The 26,000-nt window shown below is 33.2% G+C and carries 26 protein-coding genes; 11 read left to right on the forward strand and 15 right to left on the reverse strand.

Annotated elements, in window-relative coordinates:
* Positions 1-254 precede the first annotated feature (254 nt).
* From IPZ78_RS00660 to IPZ78_RS00680, 5 genes are all read right to left on the reverse strand, one after another.
* Entirely contained in the window at positions 255-2,549 is a 2,295-nt protein-coding gene (locus IPZ78_RS00660) for a GH92 family glycosyl hydrolase (RefSeq protein WP_225551120.1), read from the reverse strand.
* 71 nt (positions 2,550-2,620) lie between these two features.
* Entirely contained in the window at positions 2,621-3,589 is a 969-nt protein-coding gene (locus IPZ78_RS00665) for an NAD(P)H-quinone oxidoreductase (protein ID WP_225550990.1), read from the reverse strand.
* Between the two features lie 5 nt (positions 3,590-3,594).
* Positions 3,595-6,264 carry a TonB-dependent receptor gene (locus IPZ78_RS00670; protein WP_225550991.1) on the reverse strand — a complete coding sequence of 890 codons (2,670 nt, stop codon included), beginning with the start codon at positions 6,262-6,264 and terminating at the stop codon, positions 3,595-3,597.
* A gap of 207 nt (positions 6,265-6,471) precedes the next feature.
* Complete coding sequence (locus tag IPZ78_RS00675) at positions 6,472-6,999, reverse strand: ferritin (protein ID WP_225550992.1); 528 nt, start codon at positions 6,997-6,999, stop codon at positions 6,472-6,474.
* 179 nt (positions 7,000-7,178) lie between these two features.
* Positions 7,179-7,541, reverse strand: a complete 363-nt coding sequence (locus IPZ78_RS00680) for a DUF6686 family protein (protein ID WP_225550993.1) — start codon at positions 7,539-7,541, stop codon at positions 7,179-7,181.
* Between the two features lie 185 nt (positions 7,542-7,726).
* On the opposite strand from IPZ78_RS00680, the gene IPZ78_RS00685 reads away from it, so the two are divergent.
* The 4 genes from IPZ78_RS00685 to IPZ78_RS00700 all read left to right on the forward strand — a co-directional run bounded on the left by IPZ78_RS00685 (position 7,727) and on the right by IPZ78_RS00700 (position 10,867).
* Positions 7,727-8,044, forward strand: a complete 318-nt coding sequence (locus IPZ78_RS00685) for a hypothetical protein (protein WP_225550994.1) — start codon at positions 7,727-7,729, stop codon at positions 8,042-8,044.
* Positions 8,045-8,123: 79 nt separating this feature from the next.
* Positions 8,124-8,924, forward strand: coding sequence for an MbnP family protein (locus IPZ78_RS00690; RefSeq protein ID WP_225550995.1), 801 nt, complete (start codon positions 8,124-8,126; stop codon positions 8,922-8,924).
* Positions 8,925-9,959 carry a cytochrome-c peroxidase gene (locus IPZ78_RS00695; RefSeq protein WP_317197561.1) on the forward strand — a complete coding sequence of 345 codons (1,035 nt, stop codon included), beginning with the start codon at positions 8,925-8,927 and terminating at the stop codon, positions 9,957-9,959.
* Positions 9,956-10,867, forward strand: coding sequence for a transporter (locus IPZ78_RS00700; protein ID WP_225550996.1), 912 nt, complete (start codon positions 9,956-9,958; stop codon positions 10,865-10,867). Before IPZ78_RS00695 ends, IPZ78_RS00700 begins: the two co-directional genes overlap by 4 nt.
* Positions 10,868-10,927: 60 nt before the next feature.
* Here the strand turns inward: IPZ78_RS00700 and IPZ78_RS00705 are convergent, their stop codons facing one another.
* Both IPZ78_RS00705 and pyrE read right to left on the reverse strand, forming a co-directional pair.
* Complete coding sequence (locus IPZ78_RS00705) at positions 10,928-11,326, reverse strand: SRPBCC family protein (protein WP_225550997.1); 399 nt, start codon at positions 11,324-11,326, stop codon at positions 10,928-10,930.
* A gap of 25 nt (positions 11,327-11,351) precedes the next feature.
* Complete coding sequence (gene pyrE, locus IPZ78_RS00710; protein ID WP_225550998.1) at positions 11,352-11,999, reverse strand: orotate phosphoribosyltransferase; 648 nt, start codon at positions 11,997-11,999, stop codon at positions 11,352-11,354.
* Here pyrE and IPZ78_RS00715 point away from each other — a divergent pair.
* Positions 11,998-12,603 (forward strand): NUDIX hydrolase, encoded by a 606-nt coding sequence (locus IPZ78_RS00715; protein ID WP_225550999.1) that lies wholly within the window; start codon positions 11,998-12,000, stop codon positions 12,601-12,603. The genes pyrE and IPZ78_RS00715 overlap by 2 nt on opposite strands.
* Positions 12,604-12,684: 81 nt before the next feature.
* Complete coding sequence (locus tag IPZ78_RS00720) at positions 12,685-13,233, forward strand: NADPH-dependent FMN reductase (protein WP_225551000.1); 549 nt, start codon at positions 12,685-12,687, stop codon at positions 13,231-13,233.
* Between the two features lie 2 nt (positions 13,234-13,235).
* Here IPZ78_RS00720 and IPZ78_RS00725 read toward each other — a convergent pair whose 3' ends face one another.
* From IPZ78_RS00725 to IPZ78_RS00735, 3 genes are read right to left on the reverse strand one after another with little or no spacing between them, the layout of a single operon-like run.
* Complete coding sequence (locus IPZ78_RS00725; protein ID WP_225551001.1) at positions 13,236-14,324, reverse strand: DUF3810 domain-containing protein; 1,089 nt, start codon at positions 14,322-14,324, stop codon at positions 13,236-13,238.
* Positions 14,308-15,369, reverse strand: coding sequence for a nucleoid-associated protein (locus tag IPZ78_RS00730; RefSeq protein WP_225551002.1), 1,062 nt, complete (start codon positions 15,367-15,369; stop codon positions 14,308-14,310). The genes IPZ78_RS00725 and IPZ78_RS00730 overlap by 17 nt, the downstream gene beginning before the upstream one ends.
* 40 nt (positions 15,370-15,409) lie before the next feature.
* Entirely contained in the window at positions 15,410-16,315 is a 906-nt protein-coding gene (locus IPZ78_RS00735; protein WP_225551003.1) for a histone deacetylase family protein, read from the reverse strand.
* 78 nt (positions 16,316-16,393) lie between these two features.
* Here IPZ78_RS00735 and IPZ78_RS00740 point away from each other — a divergent pair, with 78 nt between their 5' ends.
* Together IPZ78_RS00740 and IPZ78_RS00745 are read left to right on the forward strand one after the other, a co-directional pair.
* Positions 16,394-17,053, forward strand: coding sequence for a YceH family protein (locus tag IPZ78_RS00740; protein WP_225551004.1), 660 nt, complete (start codon positions 16,394-16,396; stop codon positions 17,051-17,053).
* 11 nt (positions 17,054-17,064) lie between these two features.
* Positions 17,065-18,078, forward strand: coding sequence for a WD40/YVTN/BNR-like repeat-containing protein (locus IPZ78_RS00745; protein WP_225551005.1), 1,014 nt, complete (start codon positions 17,065-17,067; stop codon positions 18,076-18,078).
* A 94-nt stretch (positions 18,079-18,172) separates the two neighbouring features.
* On the opposite strand, the gene pepF is transcribed toward IPZ78_RS00745, so the two are convergent.
* Positions 18,173-20,047: an oligoendopeptidase F gene (gene pepF / locus IPZ78_RS00750; RefSeq protein WP_225551006.1), complete on the reverse strand. Its 1,875-nt coding sequence runs from the start codon at positions 20,045-20,047 to the stop codon at positions 18,173-18,175.
* 265 nt (positions 20,048-20,312) lie between these two features.
* On the opposite strand from pepF, the gene IPZ78_RS00755 reads away from it, so the two are divergent.
* Positions 20,313-20,777: an OsmC family protein gene (locus tag IPZ78_RS00755; RefSeq protein ID WP_225551007.1), complete on the forward strand. Its 465-nt coding sequence runs from the start codon at positions 20,313-20,315 to the stop codon at positions 20,775-20,777.
* A 144-nt stretch (positions 20,778-20,921) separates the two neighbouring features.
* On the opposite strand, the gene IPZ78_RS00760 is transcribed toward IPZ78_RS00755, so the two are convergent.
* The 4 genes from IPZ78_RS00760 to IPZ78_RS00775 all read right to left on the reverse strand — a co-directional run bounded on the left by IPZ78_RS00760 (position 20,922) and on the right by IPZ78_RS00775 (position 23,783).
* On the reverse strand, positions 20,922-21,728 hold the full coding sequence (locus tag IPZ78_RS00760) for a M48 family metallopeptidase (RefSeq protein WP_225551008.1): 807 nt from the start codon (positions 21,726-21,728) through the stop codon (positions 20,922-20,924).
* A gap of 71 nt (positions 21,729-21,799) precedes the next feature.
* The gene (plsY, locus tag IPZ78_RS00765) at positions 21,800-22,447 is read right to left on the reverse strand and encodes a glycerol-3-phosphate 1-O-acyltransferase PlsY (RefSeq protein ID WP_225551009.1); all 648 of its coding nucleotides are present in this window, start codon (positions 22,445-22,447) and stop codon (positions 21,800-21,802) included.
* A 28-nt stretch (positions 22,448-22,475) separates the two neighbouring features.
* Entirely contained in the window at positions 22,476-23,333 is an 858-nt protein-coding gene (nadC, locus tag IPZ78_RS00770) for a carboxylating nicotinate-nucleotide diphosphorylase (protein ID WP_225551010.1), read from the reverse strand.
* A 72-nt stretch (positions 23,334-23,405) separates the two neighbouring features.
* Positions 23,406-23,783, reverse strand: a complete 378-nt coding sequence (locus IPZ78_RS00775) for a DUF4783 domain-containing protein (protein WP_225551011.1) — start codon at positions 23,781-23,783, stop codon at positions 23,406-23,408.
* 137 nt (positions 23,784-23,920) lie between these two features.
* Here IPZ78_RS00775 and gpmI point away from each other — a divergent pair, with 137 nt between their 5' ends.
* Complete coding sequence (gene gpmI, locus IPZ78_RS00780) at positions 23,921-25,459, forward strand: 2,3-bisphosphoglycerate-independent phosphoglycerate mutase (protein WP_225551012.1); 1,539 nt, start codon at positions 23,921-23,923, stop codon at positions 25,457-25,459.
* 3 nt (positions 25,460-25,462) lie between these two features.
* The gene (locus IPZ78_RS00785) at positions 25,463-25,990 is read left to right on the forward strand and encodes a hypothetical protein (RefSeq protein WP_225551013.1); all 528 of its coding nucleotides are present in this window, start codon (positions 25,463-25,465) and stop codon (positions 25,988-25,990) included.
* The last annotated feature ends 10 nt before the right edge of the window (positions 25,991-26,000 follow it).

Here is a 26,000-nt window from a genome sequence, read left to right on the forward strand (position 1 = left end):
ATATTATTAGCAATTTGTAAGAGCTCTAGGACGTGTATCATTGGAATACATTATTGCAGGTTTCCCTCCGACCATTTTTGAATTATAGATTTATTGAGGATATATGTAACTGGAATTTCAAAAGCTATGTTACTCCAGTTTTCACTGTCAGAATATCAAATTGTCCAAAGGAAAAATAGGTGTTAATAATCTTCTATCATACAAGAAAAGCTACCAAATTTGGTAGCTTTTCTTGTATGATATTATTCAAATTTTTATTTTTTTGCAGTGCTCAATGAGAAAGGATAATCTGCTGTTTTGATTCCTCTAGATTTATTAGGTGAGCCATCCATTTCAAAATGGATTTTTGATCCTTTTACCAATTCACTATGTTTTAAATAGTTTTTAGTATAATTTACACCATTCACCTTCATAGCTTTAATATACCTGTTATCTTGAGAATTATTGTTTGATTGTATCTCAATTTTCTTGCCATTTGACAAATGCAAAGTTACTTTATCAAACAAAGGTGAACCAATAACATATTCATCAACAGCTGGTGTGACAGGGTAAAATCCCATAGCTGAAAAAACATACCAAGCAGAAGTCTGTCCATTATCTTCGTCACCACAATAGCCATCAGGATTAGGTGTATACATTTTATCCATGGTCTCACGAATCCAATATTGAGATTTCCACGGCGTACCCACATAATTGTATAAATATGTCATATGCTGGATTGGTTGATTACCATGTGCATATTGCCCCATGTTCACAATTTGCATTTCACGAATTTCATGAATAGGAAATCCATAATAACTATCATCAAATACGGGTGGAAGTACAAATACAGAATCTAATTTATTTTCCATCGCTTTATCTCCACCCAACAAATTGGATAATCCCGCGAAATCTTGAAATACCGACCAGCTATAATGCCAGCTATTCCCTTCGGTAAAAGCATCTCCCCATTTGAAAGGATTAAATGGACTTTGCCATTTTCCATCTTTCATTTTGCCTCTCATCAACCCTGTACTTGGATCAAATAATTTTTTGTAATTGTAAGAGCGATTTTTATAAAAAGATAGATCTTCCTCTTTGTCTAAAGATTTTGCTAATTGATATATTGCAAAATCATCGTAAGAATATTCTAAACTACGTGCCACGTTCTCATGTATTTTCACGTCGTAAGGAACATACCCTAGTTCATTATAATAATTTGCTCCTGCACGACCTACAGCAGTAAGTGGGCCTGCATTTTTAGAACCTTTTATTACGGCTTCGTATAATGTCTCTATATCCTTAGATCGTACTCCTTTTACCCAAGCATCAGCTACTATTGATGCAGAATTATTACCCACCATTATGTCTCTATAACCTGGACTAGCCCATTCTGGCAACCAACCTCCTTCACGATAAGCATTTGCCAATCCCTCTTGCATTTTGAGATTCATCTCTGGATACATCAAATTTAAAAATGGAAACAAGCACCTAAACGTATCCCAAAATCCTGTATCTGTAAACATATAGCCAGGTAAAACTTTACCATTATAGGGAGAATAATGCACGACTTGATGATTAGCATCATATTCGTAAAACATACGAGGGAACAACAAAGAACGGTATAAACACGAATAGAAAGTGCGCAGTTGATCTATTTCACCTCCCTCAACTTCTATTTTACCCAATTCCTTATTCCATACATCCTCTGCTTTTTGTTTTACTTGTTCGAAAGTAAGATTATTCACTTCTCTCAAATTCAACTTAGCTTGCTCATGAGAAATAAATGATGAAGCAACTTTCAGCAAAACTGGATCATCTTTACCTGTTGTTTTAAAACCCAAAATTGCACCTACATGATCCGCCTTCACTATATAACGCCCATCTTGCAATACTGAATCTGCAAAAGTAGAAACTTCATTAAACGATTTATTGAATTCTAATACAAAATAATTTTTGAAATTTGTTGGAACTCCACCACTGTTCTTTGTCGAATAGCCAATGATTTTATTTTCCTTTGGTATCACTTCTACATAAGACCCCTTATCAAAAGCATCTAACAAAACATAAGATTCATCAGATTTTGGAAATGAAAACCGAAAATACGCAGCACGTTCTGTGGGAGTTACTTCTATCTTTGTATCGTAGTCAGCTAAATACACTGAATAATAATGGGGTTTTGCAATTTCTGCTTTATGTGAAAAATAGCTAGAACGCTTATCTTGATCAAAGGTTTTATTGCCAACCATAGCCATAATACTAAACTGACCATAATCATTCATCCAAGGTGAAGGCTGATGCGTCTGCTTTATTCCTCTAATTTTTTCAGCAGTATAAGTATACATCCATCCGTCCCCCATTTTACCCGTCTGAGGGCTCCAAAAATTCATACCCCAGGGCACAGCAATGGCTGGATAAGTATTGCCGCTTGATAAAAAGTAGGTCGATTGCGTTCCGACTAAAGTACTTACGTAATCTAATGGCTTCCCTACATTCGTAATCCTCTGTGCAAAGGTCACTGAAATAGTAAAAATGCTCACTAGAAATAATGAAATAATCTTTGGTTTCATCATGGTTATAATTTATTACTTAAAAGTGCAAATTTAAAAAGATAAAAACAAAGCTAAATTATTTTAGCAACCTAAAAAACCAAGACTAGCTTACCTAAGAAATCTCCACTCTCCATCAATTCATGTGCTTTGGAAGCATCGTTAAAAGCGAATTCTTTATAAATATTCGCTTTCAGATTACCCTCTTCTATAAATGGTAAAACTTTCTTTACAATCTGATCCGTTAGTTCCATTTTAAAATCAGAAGACCTATTTCTCAATGTACTACCCGTAATAGTTAAGCGCTTTTGCATCATTTTCAGCAAATTCAACTCAACTTTGGCACCCTTCATAGCATTAATATAAATAAGGTGTCCATCTTCTTTGAGGACATTAATATTCCTATTGAAATATTCTCCACCGACAAAATCTAAAACGACATCTACTTGATAACCTTGTAAAAACTCATCAAAGCTAGTCGTGCGATAATTAATTACCAAATCAACTCCCAATGATAGTACAAAATCCTCCTTTTCTTTAGTACTAACTGTCGTAATAACCTTTGCTCCATACAATTTGGACATTTGTATAGCTGTAGCACCAATCCCTCCTGCTCCACCGTGAATCAAAACAGATTGTCCGGCCTTTAAATTTCCACGCTGAAATAAATTATGCCAAACGGTATAAATGGTTTCTGGTAACGCAGCTCCATCCTCATACGAAAGACCAATAGGCATAGGAATAACAGAGCCAAAATGTGCATTTACATATTCTGCATAGCCCCCTCCAGATACCAAAGCTATCACTCTATCACCTATTTCTATATTTTGAACATTATTACCCTTTTCGACAACAACACCTGAAACCTCTAAGCCTGGTATATTTTGTACTACCCCCACAGGTGCTGGATATTTACCTTGGCGTTGAATTATATGAGGCCTATTAATACCTGCTGCCTTTACTTGAATTAGAACTTCATCTTCCTTTATTGTAGGTTTTAAGACCTCTTCTACGACCAACACTTCAGGCCCACCATATTCTTTTATTACAACAGCTTTCATTCTCTTTATTTCTGCATTCTAATATTCAAAGACAACATAAAATATCTTCCTAATCTATTTTTCCTTTCTTCGAACACATCATTACCAATGTATTCTGAATATATTCCCATTTGTTTATTTTGATCAAACAAATCATATACTTGAAGCCGTAGTAGCGCAGTACGGTTTTGTAAAAAAGTGTATTCCATAAATGCGTTCATCATAGTCTGATTTACATTCATAAATTTACTAATATACCCATCGTTATAACGCTGTGACATCTCAAAACCAAGTGAATAATTATCCTTGACATACCCCTTCGCTCCTAGTCCTAAGAATAATGTTTCTACATTAATTTTTGTTCTATAAGGTATATCATAACTTGCATTGTTCAAAGAATAATTAGTATTAAAGATACTCTCCAAATAATTATTAAAAGAGTACTTTAGTTGAATTGATTGATTAAATATCAATTGTTTAGTAGTTCTTTCTCTGTCTTCTATAAAAGAAATATTATTATAATAATCTACCCCACCATTTAAATCTAGCATCCAATTATCATTTTCAAAAGGAGTATTGAAAATATAATTCCATTTCCAATCATAATAACCATTTGCGTTTCTAAAAGTAGTCTTTTGAATTGTTGAATTCTCAACGGGCCTTTTATCTGTTACAATTTTATCTTTGATCAAATTATATGAAAAATTTGTCTCCAAATATTGCATTTTAACAGGCAAAAAAGCTCTAAATGTGGTAACGATACCATGTGCTAGTTCTGCCTTCAATTCTGGATTTCCTAATACAATATTTCTGGAGTTTGTATTATTCAAAACGGGTGCAATCTGATAAAAACTTGGTTGGTTGTTTCTTCCCTTATAACTAATTTGAAAATCTACATTATTAGATAACTTATAACTAAAATTTGTAGTTGGTATCAAATTGATATTCTCGTAGTTATAATTCAATGTATCATAACCTAGATCACCACTCATTTTAATTGGTTGAACAGCAAAACCAATATTAAATTTCAATCTTTTACTTGGTGCAAATTGATAAATAACTCCTATCTTATTACTTCTGAACTTATACCCGTAATCCATTGTTAATGAATCAATGATGTTCATTTCATCTTCCTTCATCCAATTGTACACATAACGCCGAGCATTAATTTTATTATAATCTAACTCATATTTAAACTCAAATAGACTATTATTCAAAAAAGGTTCTACAAATGATAATGACAAATTGCTGCTTGCATTATTATTATTATGATTAATAAATTGATGATTTAATTCATCGGTATAATCAATTACATTTTTGCTATAAACTGAATAATTTTCTCGAACAAACTGCTTATTTTTTAACGAATTTGAACGAGAATTAAATTTGCCTACTAATTTTCTATCCTTCTTTTTAAAATACTTTGAATATAAGACATCAATATCAACGGTTGGGATATTATGTTTAGCAGAATCTTGAATGATACCCTTATTTACTTTTTGAAAGTTACTTAAGACAGATTCCTTATTATTTATTACGGATTTTGTATTAAACGTAAGATTCCCTTCAACTTTCAAGATATCCGCATTTTCTAACTTACCATCAAACAAAACCTTAAACCTCTGGTTATCATCAGTTTGATCTTGATCGTAATTTTCACTCTTTGAAATTGTGTTACCTATATACGACGACCTCATTTCAGAGTATCCACTAGTAATGGTATTTTTTTTGATATAGTTATAAGAAGTCGTAAGTCTTGAGTTCTTTCCTACCCTATTAGCTAAGTTGATCCCTACAGATGATGTCGTATTTATACCATCAATAGGATCAATAAATTCACTCATTTCTAAATTATTTGCAGACCTTTTACCTCCTACTATATCACCATAGGAGAATAAATTTGTATTCGTATTATTAAATGAGCCTAATATGGACAACTCATTTCCATCATTGAATCTATTAAAACCAAAACTACCCAAATAACGAGAGTTTGTACCCGCACCTATGGTAAACTGTCCGAAATGAAGTATTTTCTTATCTTCCTTCAGATTTATATTCAATAATTTTTCCTTTTCCTGAAAATCAGCAATACCTGTTTCTCCACCTTGACTTGTAGTCTGAAGTTCAATCAATTGTATATTATTTATATAATCGACAGGAAGGTTTTTTGTAGCTGTTATGATATCTCCACCAAAAAACTCATTATTATTTACTTTTACCTTTTTAATTTGGTTACCATTATAGTAAACTGACCCATCTCTTGAAATATGAAAACCTGGAATTTTCTTCAATCCATCTTCTAGCAAGGTTTGTTTCCTAAAAGTAAAGGCACCAAAATTATATTGGATTGTATCACCATTTAAAATCATAGGAATTACTCTTGTGACCGAAACATCCTCTATTCTAAATGCTACTTTATTCAAGATAATATCTGGTAAAACGAAGCTTTTTTGAGTGATATCAATTTTATATTTTTTCTCTTGAGCTTCATAGCCGAGCATGCTGTACCTTATCGTAACATCCTCGCTTTTTGAAAGATTAAATCTATAAACACCCGAACTATTCGTGACATGAGTTATTGAATCATTGGGGGTATAGAAACGGACTATTACATCTTTGATAGGTAAATTTAAACTGTCTTTGACGACGCCTAAAATTTGGTTCTGAGCAAAAAGCAAATTTGTTGTTACGAGCATAACAAACAAATATAATACGACTATTTTTAGCTGCTTTAAAACCACTGTCTACTTCGTCAATACCGTTCTTCAAGATACCAAATTTTATACTTAAAAAGAATGGAAACGGTATTTTATGTAATAAACGACAAATTAGAAATTATAGTATATAAAAAAAGAAGATATCGTTTATTAATATCTTCTTTTTTTACCAAAATATTTTTTTTATTATTCGCCGTCGAAACAAACTTTAACTAAATGTCTGTCAATTTCCCAACGTCCCGTTCCTTCTTCACCGATTACATCAAATAATTCTAAAATACGACGACATACAAATTCTTCTTCAACTTGTTCTGACAAGAACCAACCTAAGAAGTTGAAAGTAACATAATCCTTTGCCTTCGTACATTTATCAGCAATATTATTAAATTGCTCAGTTACAAACATCTCCTGCTCCAAAGCTTGTTCGAATACACCACGGAATGATTCAAAATCTGTAGGGATATTAGTAACTTCTGGTGAAATAGCTTTACCACCACGACTAGATACATAATTGAATAATTTCAACATGTGCTCACGCTCTTCGTCAGATTGCTTAGCAAAAAATTTAGAAGCATTATCTAAACCTTGTTCACCACACCAAGCTGACATAGCTAGGTATAATGATGATGAATGAGCCTCTACTTTGATTTGTGCATTTAATATATTTTCAATCTCTTCTGTTAAAGATGATTTTAGTTTCAATAAATCTTTCATATGAATATTTTTTTTAATTTACAATATGGACTATAATCAATAGCAATAGTTATACCAGTTGATTTACTAATACAAAGATAATAGCATTGAAGATGAAATGTATAAAAAAAGTGCAATACAAATTCAGTCTAAATTAGACTTTAAAAACGTAAGTTATTTAGAACCAGTATAATTAAAAGTTAGAAAGCTAGAACAGCTCCACGACGAAGGATAGTCTTAACTTGTCCATTCAATTCAATCATAAACTTAGCACCGTCTAAGATTTCGCGAAGATTTAAAATATCTTCTACAGACAAAATAAAACAACGTTCTGTACGAAATGGCATTAAGATTTCAAAATCAGCAGTTCTTGAAGAGTCACAAAGCATCTTCTCTATATCGATAGAATCTACTCTCTTTTTGAATAATAAAAAATCACTTACACTAAATGAAGTTGTAGTTTCTTGGAATTCTAACCAATAACAGTTTTTTCTGCTGCATTGATAAACAGCTCCTAATTCTGTCTGAAAAACCTCTTCTACGTTAGCTAATGGACAAATCATTTTTATTCTCTACTTCTTTTTAAGTTGATATAACAAAGATATATGTTATTAAGAATTAATCCAAATAAAATCACTAAACATTTTACATCCATTATTTTGTTTTATCTATCAATATTGTACATTTGCCTGAAATGAAAATTTTTTTGTTATATATATTAATCCCCATCATGTTACTTCAATGTAACATGACCTTAGTTATATCAACATCTTTCTATTACAATCAAAACTATATCGAAAAATATCTATGTGTGCAGCGAAGCATGCAAAACAATACGTGTCATGGACAATGTTACTTGATGCAAAAGCTAAAGAAACAACAAGAAAAAGAACAGCAAAGTTTTAAAATCAATTTCCAAGAAGGTATAGCTGTCCAACATCAATTATTTTCATTTGATATAAATTTGGCAGTTCAAAAAAGCACACCCCAATATAATCTATATAGTACAAATCTTAATCCGCGAGATTATTCATTTAATCTATATCACCCTCCCGTTTTCGGATAATAACTTTCACTTATATTTTCACAAATGCATTTAAACTCAAATTAGATGCATAATATTTCATGTTATTATCTCTTCATTGATGAAAAAAATTATATTGGCTATCACATGTATAGCGAGCCTGTTAAGCAGTTGCGAAAAAAGCAAAGACCTACAAATTGACAACAATAAACAAGGACAACTTAAAATCAAATTTGACCATATCGTAGGTAGTAAAAAACTAGTTTTAAATGAGTACACCTATTCTAATACTAGCAACGAAACTTTCAATATCACTATGTTGAGATATTTTGTAAGTAATATTAAACTTACAAAACTGAATGGGGATGTATACAGCCTTCCAAAAGAAAAGTCATTTTTCCTTATAGATGCTGCTAGTGATTCTTCCTTGTCTCCGAAACTATTGATTCCTGAGGGAGAATATAAAATTTTGGAATTCAATTTGGGCGTAGATAGTCTTACTAATACTTTACCTATTGAACAACGTACAGGCGTTTTGGATATTGCAACAAATGGCATGTATTGGGCATGGAACTCGGGGTATATACATTTCAAATTAGAAGGAAATTCACCTCAATCCACAAATGCTAACAAAAGTTTCAAATATCACATAGGTCTATTTGGTGGATATGATAGTCCAACGGTAAATAATAATCGTAAAATATCAGTTGATCTGACAAAGGCTGGATTAAGTAAAGTTCAACAAAATCTATCCTCAGACATTCATTTGATGGTAGATATTGGTAAAATATTCGACGGAAAGCACACTATATCTATTCAAGAGACACCAGTAGTAATGACTTCTGGTCCACATACCAAAATAGCGGACAACTACGCCACAATGTTCAGTCATGATCATACTCATAATTTTCAAAAATTGTAAATGATGAGAATTAAGAAGAAGTTAAGTGTAATTCTTCTGTTGATATGTACGATATGGGCCTGTAAAAAAGCAGACGACCTGAACCTCTATACATTTGTAGGATTCATAAAACCAGCTCATTTTCCGGAACCGACGTACAAGTTTACATCGACAGCATTAACAGAGGAAACGTTCAATTTGGGCAGAAAACTGTTTCATGATGGTATTTTATCTCGTGACAATAGTATTTCATGTGCCAGCTGTCACATCAGCCAAAATTCATTTACACATCATGGTCATGATGTAAGTCATGGTATAGATGACCAATTAGGCGTACGCAATTCATTAGCGCTAGTGAATTTAGCCTGGTCAACATCATTCTTTTGGGATGGTGGTGTCCAACAATTGGATTTGACCTCCATAGTACCTATTCATAGTGAAATAGAAATGGATGAGACTATAGACAATATAATCAAAAAGCTGCGTGCACAAGAACAATACCCTAAGTTATTTGAAAATGCCTTTGGATCTACTGAAATTAGCTCCAACAACGTGCTAAAAGCTATATCCCATTATATGGTTTCTTTGGTATCGGACAACTCTAAATATGACGAAGTCAAAAGAAATAAAGCCATATTCACTACCGAAGAAGCTAGTGGATATAAAATCTTTCTTGCTAAATGTAATTCCTGCCATCAAGAACCCCTATTCACTGACTACAGTTTTAGAGATAATGGATTAGGAATTAATCCTGCAAAAGATTTGGGCAGGTACGAAATCACACTAAAAGAAGAAGACAAACTGAAATTTAAGGTCCCAACACTTAGAAATTTAAAATATACAGCGCCATATATGCATGATGGTAGAATTTACAACCTGCAGGGGGTCTTAAATCATTATGCAAGAGAGGTGGTTCAGACTCCTACTTTAGACCCTATAATTCAGCAAAACAATGGAATACCATTAACCCAACAAGAAATGAAAGATCTTCTGGCATTTCTGAATACATTGAATGATGATTCTTTCGTAAACAACAAAACATTTATGCAGCCATGAAAAAATTAATTAGTATATCAGTATTAACTCTATTTGCTATAAACTGTTCCTTAGCGTGTGATATTTGCGGTGGTGGATTAGGAAATACGTACACAGGATTACTTCCCAATTTTAACAAAAGATTCATAGGTATTCGGTACCATTTCAATCAACTATACACACAACTGGATATTCATGGAAATCGTACAGCAATTAGTAATAAAGAAAAATATAATACCGTAGAACTCTGGGGAGCATGGAATGTAGGTTCACGTTGGCGTGTAATGGCTATTGTCCCCTATAGCCAAATCCAAAAATACAGTTATGGTAGTTCTGAAAAAAATCAAAAAAGCGGTCTAGGTGATCTTAATATTAGTGGTTTATACAATTTAATAAACAAAAGCTCAAATTCATTCAGACAATCATTATGGGTTGGTATAGGTGTAAAATTACCTGTCGGTACTTATAACAAAAATGAATATTCCAACACTAACTCTCCAAATATTTACCAATTGGGTACAGGCAGTACAGATTTTACAACCTCTATTAATTATGACATACGCTATAATAATCTAGGGCTGAATACGAATATGAGTTATAAGATAAATACAGAAAATAAAGACGATTATTTATATGGAAATAAATTAACAGTCAGCGGAAGTATATATTACAATACAGTCATTAGCGAATCGATTACATTACGACCAAATGTAGGTTTAATGCACGAAACGCAAGAAAAAGATCATACTATGGGTTATAAAATTGATGGTACTGGAGGCTACAACACAAATATTAATATGGGAATAGAAGCTAATATTAAAAATATAGCTTTAGGATTTACTTATCAAAAACCAACTAAACAAGAAATTAGTCAAGGTAGGACTCAGCTGATAAATAAATTTTTGACACACATTACATTTACATTTTAAATGCAAAAAGAGCTTCAATATTTTGAAGCTCTTTTTTATAATGTTTGAAAAACAGAAATATTATCCTAATTTTTCTTTCAATTTACTCACTTGATGGTCAACTAATTTCTGTAAAGGACCTGAAGCCATCATTTTCATCATCATGTTCAATTGTGCCTCAATTACGAAAGTTGCTTTTGTTTCATTCGGAGACAGCTCTTCCACCTTCCAAATTAATTGAACTTCAAAGGGAGCTTCTTCTGAGGGAACACATACTATTTCTTTATTTTCTATACGCTGACTAACTTTTAATGCCAATTTAGCCATATTTTTAATTGTAAAACGAGCTTCATCAGCAGTAGAAGACCAATTATAAATATTTTCTGGCATTAATTGCTCGTGATTATTCAAATCACTTAAGAAATTGTAGACTTCATGAATAGAGCTATTGATAATAGCGTTGTTTTGAATAACAGTCATAGATAGAAAAAGATCAATTACGTATTTATTGTGCTGGCGTCCAGCTTGCTGGGTCTTTTCTCCAAGATTGTAAGAATTCAACATCAGAATCCAACACATAACTATTCTTTACAGCTATATGAATTAATGCATCGTAACTACATAAACTGAACATAGGGCATTTGGCATCTGCAAAATTCTTAACGGCCTGATCTAATCCATATGTAAATATAGAAACTAATCCAACCACATTACACCCTGCATCACGCAAAGCTTGCACAGCTTGCAAAGAACTCTTACCCGTTGAAATCAAATCTTCGATAACAACTACACGCTGACCTTCTACAACCTCTCCTTCAATAAGATTTTGACGACCGTGATCTTTAGCACTACTACGTACATAAGTAAATGGCAATCCTAAATCTTGAGCAACTAATACACCTTGTGGTATACCTGCTGTAGCTACTCCAGATATCATTTCTACGGAACCAAATTCTTCTTGAATTAACTGCGCCAATTTCTGACGAATGTACGTACGGATCGCTGGATGCGACAAAGTGATACGATTATCACAATAAATTGGAGACCTCCAACCCGAAGCCCATGTAAAAGGACTTTTAGGTTGTAATTTTATTGCTTTAATTTGCAATAAGGATTCAGCAACTTTTTGTTCAACCTCATTAAAATTATTCATGGCACAAATTTATAAAATTTATATGAACCAAAGCCTGCTTATTTTGGCAGATTTTGCTCCAAAAATTAAAAAAAACATCCAAACAATTGGATTACAAGAGATTGACCTTGAAAAACTTTTCAACATATCCTCTAAAAACCAACAAATTACCTATTTGTTTGTACATCAAGATATTCAATCAATTTTCAAAAAACTATTACTTGAGGTAAAAATTATCTATGCCGCAGGAGGTTTGGTGCAAAATGGAGATGGTGATTATTTATTCATCCATAGGTTAGGCAAATGGGATTTGCCAAAAGGAAAAGTAGATGAAGGTGAAAAAATGCGTGAAGCTGCTGTAAGAGAGGTGGAAGAAGAATGTGGAATCAAGGTTGATTACTTAGGTGATAAAGTCGCTACAACTTATCACACGTACATAATGCGTGGAAAATTCGTGTTAAAACAAACAAAATGGTATAATATGGGAGTTAATAAAATCCCAAAACTGATTCCCCAAGCAGAAGAAGATATTACTGAAGCCGTTTGGTTAAACAAAAAAGATTTAAAAAACGTCGAAGAAAATACATATCCGCTGATTCAAGATATCTTGAGTAAAATAAAATAAGCAATTGGGAGCAAAATATTGCTCCCTTATTTGAAACTTTTTCATTGTCCCTGTTGTTTTGTTCGTAATAAAAATAACATTATGAGCAAGAGAATAGGAATTTTGATAGGAAGTCTTCGAAAAGACTCTTTTAATAAGAAATTTGCAGAGAATATTGTAATCCTATTGGATAAACGCTACAATTATGAATTTATAACAATTGGAGATCTTCCACTTTACAATGAAGATATAGATCAAACCACTCCACCAACATCTTATATAAATTTCAGAAATAGAATTGCATCATTTGATGCCTTCCTCCTATTTACTCCAGAATACAATAGATCTATCCCTGCTGTATTGAAGAACGCTTTGGATGTTGGTTCTAGACCTTATGGACAAAGTAAATGGGATGGAAAACCTGCAGCTGTTGTATCCGTATCGCCTGGCAACATAAGTGGTTTTGGAGCCAATCATCACCTACGACAATGTCTTACTTTTCTAAATATGCCTACCCTTCAGCAGCCCGAAATGTATATAGGTAATGTCGCACAATTGTTGAATGATAATGGTCAAATTACTTCTGATAGAACGGCAAATCTGTGTCAGAAATTTGTTGCGGCTTATGAAAGTTGGATTGAAAAATTTTAAATTTAATTTATTTCCTCTTGTTGCTTCTTCTCCCAAGCCACAAGAAGTCTTGTCATCATGCTATACCGCTCCATGCCTTCTGGTTGGTTATTATGTTTCAAAAATTGATTGTAAAACATCCCAGACACTTTATTCACCCATCCTCTATAAGACATCCAAAACTCTCTATCCACTTTAAAATCGTTTAATACGAGTGGAGATAACTTCTCTTTATATATTTTAAGAAGTTCTTTATCTCCATACAACGGATACATTAAATATTCCACGGCAGTGTAATAAGCTGAATATTTATACCACAAATCTTGATTATCCTTTAAAGTCAAAAAAGCAATAAAATTACATTCGTCTTCAAAGCCCACGCCCATTTGGTGTGCCAGTTCATGCACATTCACAAAAGGATATGAAGCATTCGGAATATGCTGATTAACCTGGACTTCTAAGGTAAAAGGATTAAAATAACCTGAAACAGTAAAATATGAAGCTAAACCACTCGAGATAGGTGACTTCGACTGTATTTGTGTTTTGCATAAATAATCATCCAATAGTGTATCTTGAATAACGAGCTCTTCTATATCCCCCTTTACACCATTTTTAGATTTTGCTGTTATATCAACCTGTTCACGTAACACATTAGCTATCGCAATGTATCGATCCAAAACAACTAAATACTCCTCTCTAGTTATTTTATAATCGCTAATACCTAATTTTTCTGAGACTGAAACTCTATAATAATTTAGCCCCCAATTTACATTAAACAAAACATAAACAGCTAGTAAAAAGACGACTAACCTTAAAATAGAAATTTTTAATTTAGGTAAATTTCCTAAAAATAAATTCTTAAATAGTGTTATTATACTGTATATCAAAAACAATGCAGCTCCTGCATAGAATAAATCTCCTACACTAAATGGAATCCAAGAGAATAGAATTATATAGAGATATGAAACTGCAGGATAAAAATGTTGAGCATAGTACTCCTCCACCCATACACTATTTGATGTTAATCCTTCAATTAGAAAGATCAAAATCAAACATACAGTTATACTGTAAATATATTTTTTCAAACTGCCATTACTAGCTTTGTGTTTCATTTTCGTAATACAACTTGTAATAATTCATCCCTTTATCTTCGTCAAAGCCTTGTTCTAAATATTCACGTTTGCCGTGTACATAAATGTGAAAATTCTTATCCAATTTGATAACAGACTTGTACGAACTAGCCATTTTTTTGACTGCCGGTGTTGCAATTTCAAAATTCGCTTGAAAAGGCATATCAAATTCATCTTCGAAGGATTGTTTATAATCATTGAAAAGCGAAACAGCTTGCGGATTTGCAATTACCTCTTCTTCGAATTCGGCACTGTCAAAGGTCTCTTTAGTCTTGAAATAGTTCATCGATCGATTCAACAAATCAATTTTATCTGCCGTTTCTAATTCAAAAACCTCGTCCAATTTTTCGTTAACAAAGTTTTTATAGACTTTCATCAAATTTCCTGTCTGTTGAAAAGCATCATTGCGCGACTTCAATTTCAAAAAATTGTCTTTCCAATATACAGCTTCGGATTGATTCGTTTGGTCGACCACAAGCACTTTAAAACCTTCTTCCTCATCCGTATGCACTATTACAACACCTTTGTCCAACTTATTGATGTTAATAGCCTCTTGTTCATAATTAAGTTGAAAGCCACCTTGTTCAGGATAGACTTTAAGATAAGCTTCTTTATTTTCTGATTTAAATATACCAACCGCAGCATGATCCTCTCCTTCCATTTGTACATTTTTGAGCGCTACAACATACACCTCTCCTGATTTTATCTTAGGATGATCAGAAACTTCATACAAATGTTTGGTCACTTGCTGTGAGAATTCATGAAAACTTAGATTACCATCAAAAAACTTCTTGGAGAAATGGTATACTTCATTCAATTCTAATTCTTCATTCGGATGAAAAAATCGGTAAACCTCAGTAAGTTTTGCAAAAGGTTTCATAAAATACTGCATCAATAAATCAGGCAATATTTCATCGGATGAAAGATCTATTGGATTTTCAGATAATATATAGAACTCATCATTAGCTTTATTACCTACATGATGAATAGAAAGATTTTCGAACGTTGCGTCTTGATGAAAAAACATAGTTAAAAGTTAAAGGAACAAAAATATAAAAGTATTTTGGCTAAAAATCAAAAATATCAATTGCAGTTTTATAGGTAGCGATGTGTGCATCTAAAATATCTTTGATATCTGCGGAATATCCACCTCCCATCGAAACCTGAATTGGCACACCGAATTCTTTACATTTTTTAAAAACAAGATAATCACGCATTTTACAACCTCCCTTAGAAACTTTTAGTTTACCTAATTTATCTGTTGATAAAATGTCTACTCCAGCTTGATAAAATACAAAATCGGGTTTTACCGTAATAAATAACATTTCTAAATGACGCTTAAGTAAAGTCAAATATTCCTCATCCTCCATCCCATCTTGCAATTCTACGTCCAAATCTGATTTTTCTTTGAGGAACGGAAAATTCTTAGCACTGTGCATTGAAAAGGTAAATACATTCGGATTATCAAGAAATATATGCGCAGTACCGTTACCTTGATGAACATCCAAATCAATAATTAAAATCTTTTTAGCAAGCCTATGTTTAAGAAGGTATTGAGCAGCCACCGCCTGATCATTCATTAAGCAAAACCCTTCACCATAATCATAACCTGCGTGGTGTGTCCCTCCTGCGGTATTGAAAGAGACACTAAATTCAAGAGCAAATTTAGCAGCTTGAATGGTCCCGTCTAAGATATACCTTTCACGATCAATTAATGATTCTGACAAAGGAAAACCTATCCGTCGAACCATCTTTGGATCTACAGTCAACGCAAAAAGATGTTGTACATAATCTTTACTATGCGCCAAACAACAAGTATCGAAATCAGCTAAATCAGGCTTAAAGAAATTCTCCCTTTTCACGATTCCTTCGTACAACAGTTGCTCTGGTATCAATTCGTATTTGAGCATAGGAAAACGATGTCCCTCACGTAAAGGATGTATGTAAGCAGTATGATGAGCAATTTTTAACACTATATTTTTTATTAGCACACGAAAATACGAAGAACTAAATAATTCTTATCTTAGAAAAATATTAACCTCAATGAACACATGGAAACGCAGAAATCAACACCTACTTTAAATGCAGAACAAATACGTGTATTAGGCTCACTCTTAGAAAAGTCTAAAACTACTCCTGAATATTATCCAATGACGATTAATGGTCTACAAACGGCTTGCAATCAAAAAACTTCGCGTAAACCAGTAGTAAATTACGACGAGAATACTGTTATAAATACTTTAGATTCATTGAAAAAAATTGGATTAGTATCTACTGTAGTGGGCGGAGGATCAAGAGTTACTAAGTACAAACACAATGTGGCCATTCAATATCCACTAGTCCCATCAGAATTAGCCATATTATGTTTATTATTTTTGAGAGGTCCACTTACAGCTGGTGAGATCAATTCAAATTCAGGAAGACTTTATGAGTTTGAGGATATTGAAGAGGTACAAAACATTTTAAATAAACTTGCTGAAGAAGAAGTGCCTTATATTAAACTATTACCCAAACGTCCTGGACAAAAAGAGGCGCGATATGTACACTTATTTACAGAATTCAATGAAGAAGAATATGAAAACGCAGTGGTTTCAATATCATCAAATAGTAATGGTCAAGTTCAACAACTCGAAGAGCGAGTTGCCTCATTAGAAACAGAGCTTTCCAAATTACGCGAAGAATTTGATAACTTACTTGCTCAATTAACATAGGAAAAAATCATATGCTATCAAAAATCGTATTAAGCACAATACTACTTTTTAGTGCTTTCATTTCTTCTTCTGCGCAGACACTGACTCCTTTGGTAGAAAACATCACAGCAAGCTTTAGAGGGATGTCTACTGTAGGCAAAAATACAGTTTGGGTAAGTGGTAGTAACGGTACAGTTGGATACACCAAAGACAAAGGTCTTACCTGGAATTGGGTGAATCCACAAGGATATGAAAAGTACGATTTCAGAGATATCTATGCTTTCTCTAATAAAGAAGCAATTATTGTCAATGCTGGTTCTCCGGCAGTCGTGCTACGAACTACAAATGCGGGCAAAACGTGGGAGAAAGTATACGAAGATACACGGGCTGAAATATTCCTTGATGATATGGATTTCGTTGGAAAACAAGGTTATATCCTTGGTGACCCAATCGATGGTAAATTTCAACTTTTAAAAACGACAAATAAGGGAAAAACTTGGAAAGACATTAGCAGTAATTATTTCTTAATTGCTGATGAAGGAGAAGCCGCTTTTGCAGCTTCAGGCTCTTCGATGAAAATGTTTAAAGATAGATTGTATATCGGAACAGGAGGCAAATATTCCAGTTTCTTTAACTACTTTCCAAAAGGTTTGAAAATTGACAAATACGATGTGCCTATTTGGTCAGGTGAATCTTCAACAGGCATCTTTGCTATTGACTTTTGGAACCATAATAAAGGAATTGTGGTAGGTGGAAATTATACGCAGGACACCAATAATCAAAACAATATACTTTTAACGAATGACGGTGGAGTCTCTTGGTCAAAGCCCAATACTCCCGTTTACGGTTATCGTTCGGATGTTTTATATCTAACTGAAAATTTGTTGATAGCTACAGGAACTTCTGGAACTGACATATCCTACGACGGTGGTTATAATTGGAAAAATATCTCAAAACTAAGTTTTAATACTATCGCAAAAAGTTCCGATAATAAAATGATATATCTTACCGGCTCTAAAGGAAATGTCTATAAATTGACTTTTTAAATCGTATAATCACTGTCAATTACACGAATAGCAAGAATAATAAAGAAAGGCTTAGCAAATATTTGCTAAGCCTTTCTTTATGAAGAGTACAAGTCTACTTACCCAATCTTGTCAGAATAGTTTCCATTTCTGCAATTACCTTATTGATTTTGGAAATTGTAAGATCAAAAGGTTCTTTAGAATTCATATCCACACCTGCATCAATTAATAATTCTACTGGATATTTGGTACTACCAGATGATAAGAAGTCCAAGTATTTCTTACGATCTTTATCCGAACCATTCAACACTTTTTCCGATAGTGCGGCCGAAGCTGTATAAGACGTTGCATATTGGTAAACGTAAAAATTATAGTAGAAATGTGGAATATAAGACCACTCTGATTTTACATTTTCATCTACGATACAAATATTTTTGTCGTGACCATAATATTTACGTGTCAATTCCAAATACATTTTATCGAAGTCCTCTCCTGTGATCGCTTCACCTCTACCAGCTTTTTCGTGAATCATTAATTCAAATTCAGCAAATTGTGTTTGACGGAATAACGTTCCTTTAGCGCCTTCTAAATAATTACCCAAAATAGCTAAACGTGTATTATCATCTTTGATTTGCTTTAACATATAGTCATTTAACAACTCTTCATTCAATGTCGAAGCTACCTCCGCTACAAAGATTGAATAATCAGCATTCACAACATCTTGCTTCTTATTGGTCAAATAACTGTGCATCGTATGCCCTAACTCATGTGTCAACGTTGACATATCGTTGTATTTTCCATTATAATTCATCAGAATATATGGATGCACATCATATGCCGAACCATTCGAATAAGCACCAGAACGTTTTCCTTCATTTGGATACATATCAATCCATCTTTCGTTGAATGCCTTTGTAGATACATCTACATATTCCTTACCAAGTGGTTTTAGCGATTTAATAATATTATCAATAGATTCTTCAACAGTATAAGAAAGGTCAACTTTATCTACCAAAGGTGCGTACAAATCATAGTAATACAATTGGTCAACCCCCATCATACGTTTACGAAGGTTCAAATAGCGATGAAAAGTCTCTAAATTGCTATTCACATTTTTTACCAAATTATGGTATACATCAGTAGGAATATTTCCTGCATCTAATGCACTTTCTAAAGTACTATTGTAATTACGAGCTTTGGAATAAAATAAAGCTGAATTAAGATTTCCATATAATGTAGATCCTAAAGTACGTTGGAATTCATTAAGCTTACTAAAATAAATTTCAAAAGCTTTTTTGCGAACTTCTCTATTTTGGCTAGCTCTATATAAAGAGAAATTTGAAGCATTAAGTTTTACTGTCTTTCCGTCTACTTCAATATCACCATATGGGAACTCCGCATTTGAAAAAGTGCTGTAAATTGATGACGCATTACCTGACATCAAAGATGAATACGCCAAGACTTTCTCTACATCTTCCGAACCTCTATGTGCTCTTTTACGAAGTAAATCTGTAAGATAAAATTTGTAGGTACTTAACCCCTTCTCGCTATCAAAAAAAGCTTTAATTTGATCATCTTTCAACGTTAGTAACTCCGGCTCCATAAAAGATGTCAAAGCCGCATATTGCGAAAACAATTGGCTCATCTCTTGTTTCATTCCGGCATATTTCGTTACACGCGTATCTTGATCTGACTTCATCGACGCATAAGAATACAATCTTGTCATTTCTTTCGAAAGTTTAGCATTGAATTCTAGCGCTGCTAACAATGTAGAAGAAGATTGTGTCAATTTACCTTTGTACGAAGCAATTTTCTGCATTTCTATTTGGATACGATCCTTTTCGCTTTTCCAAGCTTCATCAGTCACATACAAATCCGTCAAATTCCATTTGTATTTTTCTGGTAATCCTTCTCTAACCTTCATTTGGCTAACTGCTACTGTTGTAGAAAATAGCATAACAGCTGTCATCAATTTTGTCTTTATAAACATATTACCCCTTAATTGTATAAATATCGTACTAAAATAAGAAAAAGTTAGGTTAGTTAATGTGTTAACCAAAATGATATTGATTCAAGTTCATTCTTATGACCTTTCATACAGTGCATTCATCAGTACTGGAAATGCTAGCTAGCTAGCTATTCTATATTACGACTATTACGACCAAATTCATAAATGAATTATTAAAATTTATAGGGGCAAATAATCATTACTTGTGATAAACTTATATGTTTTAAGTTTACTAATTTTAATCCCAATGAAGAAGATACACAATTTTGAAGCAAAACTCACTTGGCAAAAGGTCGAATTAAATACAAATTCAACACAAAAAATCTACGAAAAGACGCATGTAATACATGTAGAAGATAAGCCCAAACTTCAGCTATCAGCAGCCAAAGCATTCAAAGGAAATCCAAACTTATATAATCCTGAAGACCTATTGTTAAGTAGTCTAATGTCTTGCCATATGATGTCATATCTTTATGTCTGTGCACAATACCAAATAGAAGTCCTTTCGTACACAGATGAAGCAATTGCCAAATTGGAGACCTACGTGGATGGTTCTGGTAAAATTATAGAAGTTGTATTAAACCCTCAGGTCATAATTAAAAATAAGTCTCAAGTTGAATTAGCAACATCAATTCACAAGGAAGCCAACAAATTGTGTTTTATAGCGAACTCTTGTAATTTTTCAATTAAGCATAATGCGATATGTACTTGAAGCCCCTATTGATACGCTGATGGAAATTTATCTAAAAATCTCAAAACATAGCGATTTATATTAAAAGTGATATTAATGCATAAATTATACTTAAAAAAAATCCCTAACGTATTCGATTAGGGATTTTTTATATTGATATAAATGTTATTTTTTATAATATTTCATCGCTTCTGGGACTAAAGCTTGAATCTGTGATATACGTCTTGCATCACTAGGATGTGTACTTAACCATTCTGGAGGAGTATTAGCGCCAGATTTTGCCGCCGCCATTCTTTCCCAAAATTTCACTGCATCATTTGGATTGTATCCTGCCATAGCCATAATAATTAATCCTGCTTGATCTGCCGCCAATTCGTCATTACGAGAAAACTTAAGCATCCCTATCGGAGCACCAATACCATACACCTGATTCAACACAGCTACACCTCTACTATTTGACATCTGTGATGCTGCACCTAAAACCTGAGCACCAAGTTGTAAAGCCATTTGATTAGAAACTTGTGCGACAGAATGTTCTTCTAAAGCGTGAGCAATTTCGTGTCCCATAATAGTAGCAAGGCCACCTTCAGTACCGGAAAGAGGCAAAATACCCGTGAAAACAGCTACCTTACCACCAGGCATACACCATGCATTTACGTCATCATTCTGAATGAGATTGAATTCCCAATTGAAATTAAACTTATCAGCAAGACCTTTTTGTTGTAAATATCGTTGAGTCGCGGCAGCTATGTTATTCCCAACACGCTTGACAGCTGTGGCTTGTGAAGTACCAGTCACAACTCTCGTACTTTTGTCCGTCAAAAACTCTTTATAAGCTAAAGTAGCTTGTTCATTAATTGTATTACTATCTACTAACTTAAGGTATTTTCTACCCGTGATTGCAGATGTAGCACACGCCACCATTGTTGCTCCCAACAATATAAATGAAGCGTAAGTAAATATCTTTTTCATAATTGTGTTATTTGAATGAATACCCTTTGTACATTATACAATAATGATTCCTAAAAGTTTAAGGATATAAATTATTTTGTACTTTTTTTAAATAAATAGATCTTTGATTCCTTTCCTTTTAGTAGCCGTTCAATATTCTTTTGATGAGTTATTAAAATCAAAATACATATTGCAATAGCATAAAGCATTACAGATGGTACAGTTGTCTTAATTATTAAAGCCAAACTAATTGGAAATGTAAATCCTGCAGATATAGAACTTAAAGATACATAATGTGTAATTATCAAGCACACGAGAAAAACGGTGACACAGCATAATGCTGCTAATGGTTGAATTGCTATTACCATACCGAATAATGTAGCAACCCCCTTCCCTCCACGAAAACCAGCAAAAACTGGGAATAAATGTCCTAATACGGCAATTACACCTAACGCCAATTGAAAATTAACAAAATGAATTGAATCAGAAGCGCCTACAATCTCAGAATCAAGCAAATAAGGCAAATTAGTAGCTGTCCACCCTTTGAAGATATCAACAAACATAACAATGATACCAGCCTTTTTTCCTAAAACTCGAAAAGTATTCGTTGCCCCAGCATTACCGCTACCATACTCCCGCACATCTACCCCATAAAATGCTTGACCAAACCATACTGCTGTAGGTATAGAGCCAAACAAATAAGCTAGTATAACAATACCAAATAAATATAATGAAATCATTAAAATATTTAAATCCTAAACAAAAATACTAAATAAGCTTAGCTTTTAAACTCAAATCTAAACTTTTCACAGAATGAGTTAATGCCCCTACAGACACAAAATCAACTCCAGTTAGTGCATATGATCTTATTGTACTTAGATCAATACCACCTGATGCTTCTGTCACTAATTGCCTTCCAACTAGCTCAACAGCCTTTTTAACATCCTGCGGTGTAAAATTATCAAACATAACCCTATCCACACCTTCACACCTCAACAACTCATTTAACTCATCAAAGTTACGTACTTCTACTTCAATAGGAATATTAATTCCCTTTTCTTTTTTATAGGTCACAGCATTTGACACAGCATTTGACACAGAGCCTGCATAATCAACATGATTATCCTTAATAAGAATCATATCGTATAAGCCGAATCTATGATTTGCCCCGCCTCCCAAAATCACTGCTCGTTTTTCTAAAAATCTCAACAACGGCGTAGTTTTACGCGTATCTAACACCTTCGTATTAGTCCCTTCTAATTGTTTAACATATTCAGCAGTTCGTGAAGCAATTCCAGACATACGTTGCATCACATTCAGCACTAAGCGTTCCGCTTTAAGAATAGAATGAATCTTTCCTTTTACATAAAGTACTATATCACCATGAGTAACGGTTGTTCCGTCTTCGATAAGTACATTAACATCGAGTGAATCGTCGATTTGCCTAAAGATCTCTACACCAACTTCTACCCCTGCTATTATTCCATCATCTTTAACCAATAATTTAGCTTCGCCTAATTTATCTTCTGGCAATGAAGCTAATGATGTATGGTCACCATCCTGAACATCCTCCACTATTGCTTGATCAACAAAAGTCTTTAAGAGATTTTTATATGCAATATCCATTTCTATTTTCTAATATTCAATAAAAAAATTAAGCTAAGATGAGTAAAATATACCTTACGTTAAAATAAATTTCTACTCAATTCTCAATTCAGAGATATATTCGCTATCACGGATCTTAACAAGTTTAATAAAAATCTTTATATCTTTCTTATTTGATTTCGCTTCAAAAAGCAAAAAATTAGTGTTGCTATCTTTAGAATATTGTCTATGTTCTACCTCTAGCAATTTATTGTCATTCAAATAATCTGATACAATAATCTCTGCTTGTGACTTAGATGCTATTTGTTCATTTCGCTCTATAGAAACTTTCACCGAAGATGTAAAGTATCGGCTAATTGTTTTTGCATCCCCCTTTTTAAATGCACTTGTTATATACTTTTCAATATCAGAAGTTTCAGAGAAACTAAAAATAGAAAATATAGAAATGTATATATAAATTAACAATTTCATAATCTTAAATATTTGCGAATATAATCAATACCAATACATAGAAACAACTATAATAGCATAAAATCCCATTTTTTCAGAATTGAATAATTTCATTTCAGTTTTTAATAACTTAAGCTAAGGATTTTTTATATTTGTGTGTGGACAACTTAAATCAAAAGAAAGTAGCCTTAATCATCCTGGATGGATTAGGTTATGGCAAAAACGATAATTCTAATGCTGTATTGGCATCAAAGACTCCTTATTTAAATTCATTACTGCAACAATACCCAAATTCAAAACTGGAAGCTTCGGGTGAAAGCGTAGGGCTGCCGGAAGGTCAAATGGGAAATTCCGAAGTAGGTCATATGAACTTAGGTGCAGGAAGAGTGGTATATCAAGAATTAGGGCGTATAAATAAAGCAGCTAAAGATGGTATTTTTGAATCTCATCAAGTAATTCAAGACGCGTTTGATTATGCAAAACAAAACAATAAAAATGTACATTTCATAGGTTTATTATCTGATGGAGGTGTACACTCTCATATATCACATTTGAAATCACTTTGTGATGCTGCAAAAGTAGCAGGGTTTTCAAGTGATCAAGTATTTATCCATGCATTTTTAGATGGTCGTGATACAGATCCTAACGGAGCACTGGGATATGTACAAGAATTAGAAAATCACTTAACACATTCTACAGGTACGATTGCTTCAGCTATTGGTCGATATTATGCAATGGATAGGGATAATCGTTGGGAACGTGTAAAAGAGGCATACGATCTATTGACGAAGGGCGTAGGACAACATTCATCAAATTTACAAGAATCAATTACAGAGTCTTATAAAAATGGGGTTACAGATGAATTTTTCAAACCTGTATTTTTGGCAAATCATGATGGTTCTCCCAAAGCAATTATCAAAGAAGGTGATGTCGTATTCTGTTATAATTTCAGAACAGATCGTGGACGCGAGATCACTATTGCGCTAACGCAAAAAGAGTTTCCGGAATATAATATGAAACCATTGGATTTATATTATGTGACAATGACATCATACGACGATACATTCAAGAAAGTTAAAGTTGTATTCCAAAAAGACAATTTGACAAACACATTAGGTGAAGCTTTGGAGGCGCAAGACAAAACGCAAGTACGTATTGCTGAGACTGAAAAATACCCTCACGTTACATTCTTTTTCTCTGGTGGTCGAGAAACAGAATTTAATGGAGAACGCCGTTTATTGATTCCTTCACCGAAAGTTGCGACATATGATCTACAACCAGAAATGAGTGCTTTTGGAATAGCGGACACGATATGTCATGATATAATAGGTAATAAACCTGATTTCATTTGTTTGAATTTCGCAAATCCGGACATGGTTGGTCATACAGGGGTTTTTGAAGCAGTTGTTAAGGCTGTAGAAACTGTTGACACTTGCTTACAAAAAGTAGTAGAGACAGGATTAGATAATGGTTATTCATTCATCATTCTTGCTGACCACGGTAATTCGGAATTCATGATGAACGAAGATGGTTCACCAAACACAGCTCACACAACGAATTTGGTTCCTTGTATATTAATTGATAATGAATTTAAAAATATCGCTGATGGAAAATTAGGTGATGTTGCACCTACTATTTTACGTTTATTACATCTAGATATCCCATTAGAGATGGCTGGCAATGTATTAGTAAGCTAAGCTTTGAGAAACTCAAGTAAAATATTACCAATACTAGTGGCAGCTTTGATCTTTCAAAGCTGCCATACTTCTATATCAAAACATGACCAAACATCATATTTTGATATACCAAAATTCTTTAAAAATGAAGCTCTTCGCTTACAAAAGCTAAGCCCTACTATTACAAAAACTGTTGCCACAAATACTTCAACAGAAACTAAGGAAATAAATATTAAAAACTGGAATAGTGAACTTGCTCAATTTATGACTGTAGATCTTAATAAAGCAGGAAATATAGAATTCCAAATGACAAGAGAAAAAGATACCTTAGTATATTCCTCACAAACAGACTCACCAAATAGAATAGTAGTTAAAATAGTCAATTCAAATGAGAGGACATCTTATATATCTATTGAGAAACAAACAAAAAATTTACTTTTCAAAAATAACGAAACTCTAATCTATTCTCTTGATGATTTTTATTCGATTGAAAAAAATCAATCGGTTAAAGGACTAGGCCACAATTCGTATTTAATTACAAGTAAACTTTGAATATAACACT

This window comes from Sphingobacterium bovistauri (assembly GCF_020295405.1).
Classification (GTDB): Bacteria; Bacteroidota; Bacteroidia; order Sphingobacteriales; family Sphingobacteriaceae; genus Sphingobacterium; species Sphingobacterium bovistauri.